1 protein-coding gene is annotated in these 249 nt (G+C 49.0%); it reads left to right on the plus strand.

What is annotated here, in order from left to right:
• Positions 1-249, plus strand: a 249-nt coding sequence (locus A3774_RS16200) for a histidinol dehydrogenase (RefSeq protein WP_197468098.1), incomplete at both ends; no start/stop codon positions are given.

Genomic DNA, 249 nt, shown 5'->3' on the forward strand with positions numbered 1-249 from the left:
TGGTCGTACCGACACCGGACGGTGAAGTAAATGATATCGTGTTAACCGCTGCGCATGTGGCAGGGGTTGATCGTGTGATTACTGTGGGCGGTGCGCAAGCTGTTGCCGCATTGGCTTACGGCACGGAAACGGTACCAAAAGTTGATAAGATTGTAGGTCCTGGCAATATTTATGTGGCAACTGCTAAACGCATGGTTTTTGGTGCTGTTGGTATTGATATGATTGCCGGTCCATCTGAAATTCTTGTGG

Origin of the sequence: Neptuniibacter marinus (genome assembly GCF_001597725.1) — a bacterium.
GTDB lineage: Bacteria > Pseudomonadota > Gammaproteobacteria > Pseudomonadales > Balneatricaceae > Neptuniibacter > Neptuniibacter marinus.